Source organism: Streptomyces anatolicus (assembly GCF_019400875.1).
Taxonomy (GTDB): Bacteria; Actinomycetota; Actinomycetes; order Streptomycetales; family Streptomycetaceae; genus Streptomyces; species Streptomyces anatolicus.
Map to the genome: position 1 here is coordinate 1 of NZ_WMBF01000307.1, position 7654 is coordinate 7654.

Sequence of the window (7654 nt, forward strand, 5' to 3'; positions counted from 1 at the left end):
GGGGTCCGCGGAGGCGGTGACGTAATCGTCTGGGGTGCGGGCGGCGGTCCGTGAGACCCTTGGTGTGTCTTGACCATCTGAAGGAAAGCTCACCAGTGACCGCCACGGACCGCTCCATCGAGCTCATCAACGTCGCCGCCCAGGCGGCTGCCGACAAGCTCGCGCACGACATCATCGCGTACGACGTCAGCGACGTGCTGTCGATCACCGACGCCTTCCTGCTCGCCTCCGCGCCCAACGACCGCCAGGTCAAGTCGATCGTCGACGAGATCGAGGAGCAGCTGAACAAGCAGCTCGGCGCCAAGCCGGTCCGCCGTGAGGGCGACCGCGACGCGCGTTGGATCCTCCTCGACTACGTCGACATCGTGGTGCACGTCCAGCACAGCGAGGAGCGCGTCTTCTACGCCCTCGAGCGCCTGTGGAAGGACTGCCCCGAGATCGCGCTGCCCGAGGACGCCAAGGCGACCCGCGGCAAGGGCGCCGAGCACGCCGAGCAGCGGGCGGCGGAGGAGGCTGACCTGGACGGTGAGCTTCGGTGAACAACCGCGGCTGCCGGATCATCCTGTGGCGGCACGGCCAGACGGCCTGGAATCTGGAGCGCCGCTTCCAGGGCTCCACGGACATCGAGCTGACCGAGACGGGCGTCGCCCAGGCCAGGCGCGCCGCCCGGCTGCTCGCCTCCCTGAAGCCGGACGCGATCGTCGCCTCCGACCTCAAGCGGGCGGCGGCCACGGCGGGCGAGCTGGCCGCCATCACCGGCCTCCCCGTCACGTACGAGGAGGGTCTCCAGGAGACGTACGCCGGTAAGTGGCAGGGCCTGACGCATGAGGAGATCATCGCGCGCTTCGGCGACCAGTACGCCGCGTGGAAGCGCGGTGAGCCGGTGCGCCGCGGCGGCGGCGAGCTGGAGACCGAGGTCGCCGACCGGGCCGCGCCCCTCGTCCTGCGCCACGCCGAGAAGCTGCCGGACAACGGCACGCTGGTGGTGGTCAGCCACGGCGGAACCATCCGCACCACGATCGGTCGCCTCCTCGGTCTCGACTCCCATCACTGGGAGGGGCTCGGCGGTCTCTCCAACTGCTGCTGGTCGGTCCTCGGCCAGGGCGCGCGCGGCTGGCGCCTGCTCGAGCACAACGCCGGCACGCTGCCGGAGCCGGTGCTCGGCGACGACGACTGAGCGTCCCGGCGGCGTCCCGGGGCCGCCTTGGGATCACCTCTCCGGGCGGCCGGACCCGGATTTCACATTCCGGCTGGTCGCAAGCTAAAGTTCTTCTTGTTCGCCCGCCGAGCCGGAAGAACATTCGGGGCTATAGCTCAGTTGGTAGAGCGCCTGCATGGCATGCAGGAGGTCAGGAGTTCAATTCTCCTTAGCTCCACAGTCCGGAAATCCCGTCCCCATCAGGGGGCGGGATTTTCCGTTACCCCCCGCCCTGACGGGCCTTCCTGGCCGCTGCTCCGCAGCCGTCGCTCCCGCAGCGCGGCCGTGTGCCGTCTGCTCTCGTCGTCGTCCGGGGTGTAGACGACGATCCGGGACTCGGGCATGCCGTTGATGCTCAGGGAGACCGACGTCATGCGCAGCTCGCCGATCGCCTTGTGCCGGAACGTCTTCACCCGGGGCCCGGGCGGCAGCACGTCACCGCTGTCCCAGAGCTTCGCGAAGTGCGGGCTCGCGGCGGACAGGGCGTGTATGAAGCCCTCCCACTCGGGCTCGCCCACATGCCGGCCGTACGCACTGCGCAAGGTCGCCACCATCACCGGCAGCTCCGAGTCGCGGAAGACCAGCGGGCAGTCCCGCGCGGGCACGGTGAACAGCGACCACAGCACGTTCGCGACGCCGCTCGTGGGGATCTGCTCGATGAGGAACAGGTCGCGGTAGGCGGGGTTGGTGGCGAGGATGTCGTAGCGCGTGTTGTAGACCACCGCGGGGCGCGGGTCCATGGCGTCGATGATGCCCTGGATCTCCGGGCCCACCGCCCCCGCCGCGGCCTCGCGGCCCGGGGCGTACGGCACCTCGGCCAGGTGGTACAGATGCTCGCGCTCGGGCTGGTCGAGCCGCAGGGTGCGGGCCACGGCGTCCAGGACCTGGGGCGAGGCGTTGATCGGGCGGCCCTGTTCGAGCCAGGTGTACCAGGTGACGCCGACTCCGGAGAGCTGGGCGACCTCCTCGCGGCGCAGCCCCGGTGTGCGGCGGCGCAGTCCCGGGGCCATGCCCACGTCGGCCGGCGTCACCCGGGCCCTGCGGCCCCGCAGAAAGGCGGCAAGCTCGGGCCGCCGCCGCTGGGCGGTCGCGGGCTGCCCCGGCTGCTCCTGTGTCCGTCCTCGGATCCCCGTCATCGTCGTCACGTCCCCCATCGTCCGCACCCGCCCCAGCCGCTGCCAGGTGCTGTCAGTACCAGCATCAGCGGGCTCTCGTTACCCGTACCCGGCCGTCGGCACGCTCGATGGCATGACGACGACCACCTCACCCGCCCCCGCGGGTCCAACTCCCGCATTCAGTAAAGCCCCCGGCACTGACAATCGCCGCGGACGGCTCCTCGCGGTCGTGCTCGCCGCCCAGTTCATGGCGCTGCTCGACGTCTTCATCGTCAATGTCGCGGCGCCCACCATCCGCGCCGAACTGCACGCGTCGGGCGCCGGATTGCAGCTGGTCATCGCCGGCTACACCATCACGTACGCCGTCCTCCTGATCACCGGCGCGCGCCTCGGCGACCGCCTCGGACACCGCCGGGTCTACCTCGCCGGGCTCACGGTCTTCACGGTGGCCTCGCTCGCGTGCGGCCTCGCCCAGGGGACCGGGGAGCTGATCGCCTTCCGGCTGCTTCAGGGCGCGGGCTCCGCCGTGCTCATCCCGCAGGTGCTCAGCCTGATCCAGCGGAACTTCGCGGGCGAGGCGCGGGTGAGGGCGCTCGGCGCGTACTCGGCGGTCCTCGCGACCGGCGCCGCCGCCGGGCAGGTGCTCGGCGGGGTCCTGGTCAGCGCCGACCTGTTCGGCACCGGCTGGCGGCCGGTGTTCCTGGTGAACGTGCCGGTCGGCGTCGTCCTGCTCCTCCTCGCGGTGCGCGTGCTGCCGCGCGACGACGACGCCGAGCGCGCGGCGGGGCGGGCGCGCGGCCTCGATCTGCCGGGGCTCGTGCTGCTCGCGGGCGCGGTGTCGCTGTTCACCGTGCCGCTGGTGCTCGGGGAGCAGGAGGACTGGCCGCTGTGGTCCTGGCTCTCGCTGGCCGCCGCCGCGCTGCTCTTCGCCCTGTTCTGCGCGTACGAGACCCGGCTCGCCCGGCGCGGCGGGGCGCCGCTGATCGCGCCCCGGGTGCTGCGGACGCCGGGCATGGGCCTCGCGGTCGTGCGGGTCACCGCCGTGATGGCCGTCAACGCGGGCTTCCTCTTCGCCCTCACCCTGCACGTCCAGGGCGGCCTCGGCCACAGCGCGGTGCGCGCCGGTCTCACCTTCGCGCCGACCGCCGCGGTCTTCGGCATCGTCGGCCTCACCTGGCGCCGCTGGCCGCAGGCGGTGCAACGGGCGCTGATCCCCGGCGGTTTCGCGCTGACCGCCGTGTCGACGGCCGCCGTGGGGCTCCTGCTGCGCGACGGCGGCGACGGCGGGCTCTGGCTGTACGCGGCCTTCGTCGGCGTGGGCGCCGGGCTCTCGCTCGGCTTCGGGCCGACGCTCACGCGGGCCCTCGCCACGGTGCGCGCCGAGGACGCGGCGGACGCCAGCGGCCTCCTCGCGACGGTCACCCAGCTCGGCCAGCTGACCGGAGTCGCCTGCTTCGGAGCGCTCTTCTTGAACAGGCTTGAGTCACAAGGGGGCTCCGGGGCGTATTCATCCGGGGACGCGCTCCTCGTGTGCTGCTACGCGCTCTCCGCGGTGGCCGCGCTCGGCGCCGTGTCCGGACTGGTACGAATGCGTCGCTGACCGGGCCGCTCAGAGCGTGGCAGAATCGGACGGCCGGAAGGGGACGCAGCCCGACGGGAGGGAGAGCGCGATGCCTGCGAGCATCTTCGAAGAGGTCGACCGCCTCTTCGACGAGGCGGCGACACGAGAACGCGCCGCGCTCCGCGCCCTCCTCAACTGCCCTTCCTGTGGCTCTGCCCACGTCGCCCAGGTACTCGGTGACAACGGCGGGGTCAGTTACGTCTGCACCGCCTGCGGCCACAGCTGGAGCTGATCGATGGGTGCACACAGGCGGAAATGCGACTGGTGCGGCAGTGGCACACCAATCGTCCGCGACATGGAGCCGGTGAACAACGAATACCAGTACTGGTGTGAGGAGTGCGCCAGGGCGCTGATCATAAAAGGCGACCCCATCGAGACCTACCGGGAACTCGAAGGGGAGCCGATCTACGGCAGGCTGCTCGACGAGCACTGCACCCTCAAGCGGTTCTACTCGTTCGCCACCGCGTGACACCGGCCAGCAGAAACCCCGAAGCGGTCACTACGTAGAGGGCGGACAGCGTCATCTGGCCATAATTCTGGCCGAGTTCGAGCCGCCCCTCCCCGTGGGGCACCCACCACAGGGCGTACGAGCAGAAGACCAGGGCGGCGGCCCCGGTCGCCGCCCACCGGACCCGGCCGCCCCGGCGCACCGCCTCGGCACCCAGGAGCAGCACCATCGGCACGCACCACACCCAGTGGTGCGACCACGACACCGGGCTCACCAGGAGCGCCGTCGCCGCGCAGCAGAGCGCGGCCCGGGCCCGCTCCCCGCGCAGCGCGACGCCCACCGCGACCGCGAGGCCGAGCGCGCAGACCACCGCCGCGGCCACCGCCCACCACACGCCGGGCTCCGGGGTGTGCAGGAGCCGGGCGAGGACGCCGCGCAGCGACTGGTTCGCGGTGTCCTCCGCGAGCCCGACCCGGCCCGCCTCGAAGACCATCCGGGACCAGAACCGCCACGAGTCGTAGGGCAGCACGGCGGCCGCGAGGAGCGTCGCCCCCGCGAACGAGCCGGCCGCCACGCACGCGTGCCGCACCGCGGGCCGCCACACACCGCGCCGCAGTGCCTCGGCGGCCCCGGTCAGCAGCAGGAACACCACGAAGAGCGCGGGCGTGAGCTTGATCGCCGCGGCGACACCGATGCCGAGCCCCGCCCAGCGGTGGCCGGGGCGCCGGGACAGGTCCCACAGGACGAGGACGGCGAGCAGCAGATTGACCTGGCCGTAGCGCAGCGTCGTCCACACCGGCTCGCACCAGACGGCGAGCGCGGACACCCACAGGGCACTCTCCACGCGCGCGTGCCGCGCTTCGCCGACGAAGCGCAGGGAGAGCGAGACGAGGACGACGAGCAGGAGCAGGTTCCCGACGGTCGCGAGGGCGCGCATGTCCGGGGTGTCCAGGAGCGTCAGCGGGGTGAACAGGAGCGCGGCGAACGGCGGGTAGGTCGTCGGCAGATGGGCATCGGTGGTGCGCAGGGCGTAGAGGTCGCCGCCCGCCCGCACGGTCTCGCCCTCGGCCCGGTAGACCATCAGGTCGATCATCGAGACGTCGGCGGCGCGCTGGGCGAGCCAGAAGGCCGTGAACGAGAGCAGGCAGGCCCCGGCGGCCAGGGGCACACGACGGCGGCGGGCGGCGGCGAACGCGAGCACGGTCACGGAGGCTGACAGTACCGGCCTTATCGGGTGGTATCGGTCCAGACCGGAAACGATTTGGTGGAGCACGGGGATGACCGTGTAATGTTGGCGGAGCCGCCGGGGAAACCGGGCGGACACAGCAAGGGGCTATAGCTCAGTTGGTAGAGCGCCTGCATGGCATGCAGGAGGTCAGGAGTTCAATTCTCCTTAGCTCCACAGCAGATGAGAGCGGGCCACCCGGATCGGGTGGCCCGCTCTCATCGTTCTGCCCTCACTGCCTTGCGTCGCCCACCTCTCACTGCCTTCCGCTGCCGAGTGCCCTGCGGCCCCGGCCGGGCGGAAGCGCGGGCAGCGCGGGGCGGGCCGGGGACGCCGCCTGCGGGTCCTCCTCGATGCGCAGGGCGAGCGCCGGGCAGCGGCGCACGGCGCGGGAGGCGCGCGCTTCGGAGTAGCGCGGTACGGACGCCTCCGCTACGGCGGGGAAGCCGTCCGGGCCCAGCTGGATCAGCTCCGGGACGATATCCGCGCACAGGCCGTGCCCCCGGCAGAGCGTCCAGTCGACGGCCAGCTTGCGGCCGGTGGGTGCCTGCGCCGGGGGAGCCTCCGCCTGGAGGGGCAGCACGCCCGCGACGGGGCGGCCACAGCCGTCGCCGAGGACATGCGCCGCGAGATCGTCCGTGAACGCCGCGATCGAGGACTCCAGGAAGGCCGCCGAGCCGTCCGGATGCTTGCAGGCGCCGCGCCGCTTCACGGCACGGGTCACCTCGCGCAGCGCTTCCAGGGCGGTCGGTCCGCCCCCGTCCAGGACGTCCGCGAGGCCTCGGGCCGCCGCGGGGAGACCGAGGTAGCAGGGGCCGCACTGCCCGGCGCTCTCCCCGGCGAGCCAGCGCGCGACGCGCAGCGACTCCCCGAGGGGACAGGTGTCCTCGCCGATCGGCAGGATCGCGCCCGCGCCGAGCGCGCCCCCGCAGGCCTCCAGGGCGGCGCGGGAGACGACCGCGTCGTGCGCCGTGACGCTGTCGAGCCACTTGCCGTGGTAGCCGCCCGTCAGCACGCCCTGGGGGAGCGGCGGGGCGCCGGCGAGCTGAAGGACGTACCGCAGGGGCACTCCCGTGGGGACCTCGACGACCATCGGGTGGGCGACCGCTCCGGAGAGGGTCAGCAGGACCGTGCCGGGCTCGTCGCGCAGGCCGGTGCGGCAGTAGCGGTCGGCTCCGGTCCGCGCGGCGACGGCGAGCTGGGCGAAGGTCTCCGCGTTCGACAGCAGTGTGGGCGCGCCGCCCACTCCGGAGTCGGACGTGCGTACCTTGCGCCCCGGCGGCAGGGGAGGACCGCCGTCGGCCGAGCGGACCAGGGCGGAGGACTCCCCGGTGACCATCCGTACCGGATTGCGCTGCACGCGCGCGCGAAGGGCCGAGCCGCGGCGGTTGCCGAGGCCGCGCTCGGCGAGGGCGGTGCGCATCGAGGCCTCGGTGGAGTCGCGCGTCACGCCGATGACGAGGGTGCGGGCGCCTAGGGCCTCCGCGGCGAGCAGGGCGCCGTCCAGGATGAGGTGCGGGGCGCGGTTGAGCAGGACGGTGTCCTTGCGGCAGGCCGGTTCGTCCTCGCTGCCGTTGACGACGACCACGGGGCGTACCCCGCGACGGATCGCCGCGTCGGCGACGGCCCGCAGTTTCCGGGCGAAGGGGAAGCCGGCGCCGCCCCGGCCGCGCAGTCCGATGTGCTCGGCGAGGCGGGCGAGCGGCTCGCCCGCCAGGGGTTCCAGGGGGCCGTGCACCTTCAGGTGCATGGTCAGATCCAGGCGCTCGACCAGGTCGAAGCCCGAGGTGAGCACAGGGAGGCCGACGACGCGGACTTCGGGGACGTCGGGCAGTGACGCGTTCACGGGCGGCCTCCGGTGGCGGCGTTCCAGGGCTCGCCCGAGCTGGGGGCCTGGAAGGGCCGGGGCAGCGGTTCGGTGGCGGGGCCGCTGTCGTACGCGGGTTCGTAGTCGTAGGTGTCGTAGGTGTCGTTGGTGTCGTAGGCGTAGGTCTCGTGGGAGAGGTCGTAGACGGGCTGAGGGGTGGTGTCGTACGTGGGCTGCGGC

The 7654-nt window shown here is 72.7% G+C and carries 8 protein-coding genes, 2 tRNA genes and 1 pseudogene; 7 read left to right on the forward strand and 4 right to left on the reverse strand.

Going from position 1 to position 7654, the window contains the following annotated elements; all coding sequences use genetic code 11:
• The first annotated feature begins 95 nt into the window (after positions 1-95).
• The 3 genes from rsfS (at position 96) to GKQ77_RS23085 (ending at position 1376) form a co-directional block, all read left to right on the forward strand.
• Positions 96-539 (forward strand): ribosome silencing factor, encoded by a 444-nt coding sequence (gene rsfS, locus GKQ77_RS23075; protein ID WP_030783398.1) that lies wholly within the window; start codon positions 96-98, stop codon positions 537-539.
• Positions 536-1177 carry a histidine phosphatase family protein gene (locus GKQ77_RS23080; RefSeq protein ID WP_219690840.1) on the forward strand — a complete coding sequence of 214 codons (642 nt, stop codon included), beginning with the start codon at positions 536-538 and terminating at the stop codon, positions 1175-1177. The genes rsfS and GKQ77_RS23080 overlap by 4 nt, the downstream gene beginning before the upstream one ends.
• Positions 1178-1303: 126 nt before the next feature.
• A tRNA-Ala gene (locus GKQ77_RS23085) sits at positions 1304-1376 on the forward strand.
• A 22-nt stretch (positions 1377-1398) separates the two neighbouring features.
• On the opposite strand, the gene GKQ77_RS23090 is transcribed toward GKQ77_RS23085, so the two are convergent.
• Entirely contained in the window at positions 1399-2334 is a 936-nt protein-coding gene (locus tag GKQ77_RS23090; protein WP_219690843.1) for a helix-turn-helix transcriptional regulator, read from the reverse strand.
• Between the two features lie 112 nt (positions 2335-2446).
• Between GKQ77_RS23090 and GKQ77_RS23095 the strand changes: the two genes are divergently transcribed.
• From GKQ77_RS23095 to GKQ77_RS23105, 3 genes are all read left to right on the forward strand, one after another.
• Positions 2447-3913 carry an MFS transporter gene (locus tag GKQ77_RS23095; protein WP_219690841.1) on the forward strand — a complete coding sequence of 489 codons (1467 nt, stop codon included), beginning with the start codon at positions 2447-2449 and terminating at the stop codon, positions 3911-3913.
• Positions 3914-3983: 70 nt separating this feature from the next.
• Complete coding sequence (locus GKQ77_RS23100; protein ID WP_125512737.1) at positions 3984-4166, forward strand: hypothetical protein; 183 nt, start codon at positions 3984-3986, stop codon at positions 4164-4166.
• 3 nt (positions 4167-4169) lie between these two features.
• Positions 4170-4403 (forward strand): hypothetical protein, encoded by a 234-nt coding sequence (locus GKQ77_RS23105; protein WP_030783413.1) that lies wholly within the window; start codon positions 4170-4172, stop codon positions 4401-4403.
• Here the strand turns inward: GKQ77_RS23105 and GKQ77_RS23110 are convergent.
• Positions 4372-5589 (reverse strand): glycosyltransferase 87 family protein, encoded by a 1218-nt coding sequence (locus GKQ77_RS23110; protein ID WP_308117757.1) that lies wholly within the window; start codon positions 5587-5589, stop codon positions 4372-4374. The genes GKQ77_RS23105 and GKQ77_RS23110 overlap by 32 nt on opposite strands.
• Before the next feature lie 122 nt (positions 5590-5711).
• On the opposite strand from GKQ77_RS23110, the gene GKQ77_RS23115 reads away from it, so the two are divergent.
• Positions 5712-5784 (forward strand) — tRNA-Ala (locus GKQ77_RS23115).
• A gap of 79 nt (positions 5785-5863) precedes the next feature.
• Here the strand turns inward: GKQ77_RS23115 and GKQ77_RS23120 are convergent.
• A complete protein-coding gene (locus tag GKQ77_RS23120) occupies positions 5864-7453 on the reverse strand; it encodes an NADH-quinone oxidoreductase subunit NuoF family protein (RefSeq protein ID WP_219690842.1) in 1590 nt (529 codons plus the stop codon).
• Positions 7450-7654 (reverse strand): annotated as a pseudogene (locus tag GKQ77_RS23125) (cytochrome b/b6 domain-containing protein); the annotation flags it as partial. The pseudogene GKQ77_RS23125 and the gene GKQ77_RS23120, both read right to left, overlap by 4 nt.

Coding starts and splice junctions, on each gene's coding strand:
- GKQ77_RS23090 (WP_219690843.1), bottom strand. CDS start 2,334: ATGACGGGGATCCGAGGACGGACACAGGAGCAGCCGGGGCAGCCCGCG.
- GKQ77_RS23095 (WP_219690841.1), top strand. CDS start 2,447: ATGACGACGACCACCTCACCCGCCCCCGCGGGTCCAACTCCCGCATTC.
- GKQ77_RS23100 (WP_125512737.1), top strand. CDS start 3,984: ATGCCTGCGAGCATCTTCGAAGAGGTCGACCGCCTCTTCGACGAGGCG.
- GKQ77_RS23105 (WP_030783413.1), top strand. CDS start 4,170: ATGGGTGCACACAGGCGGAAATGCGACTGGTGCGGCAGTGGCACACCA.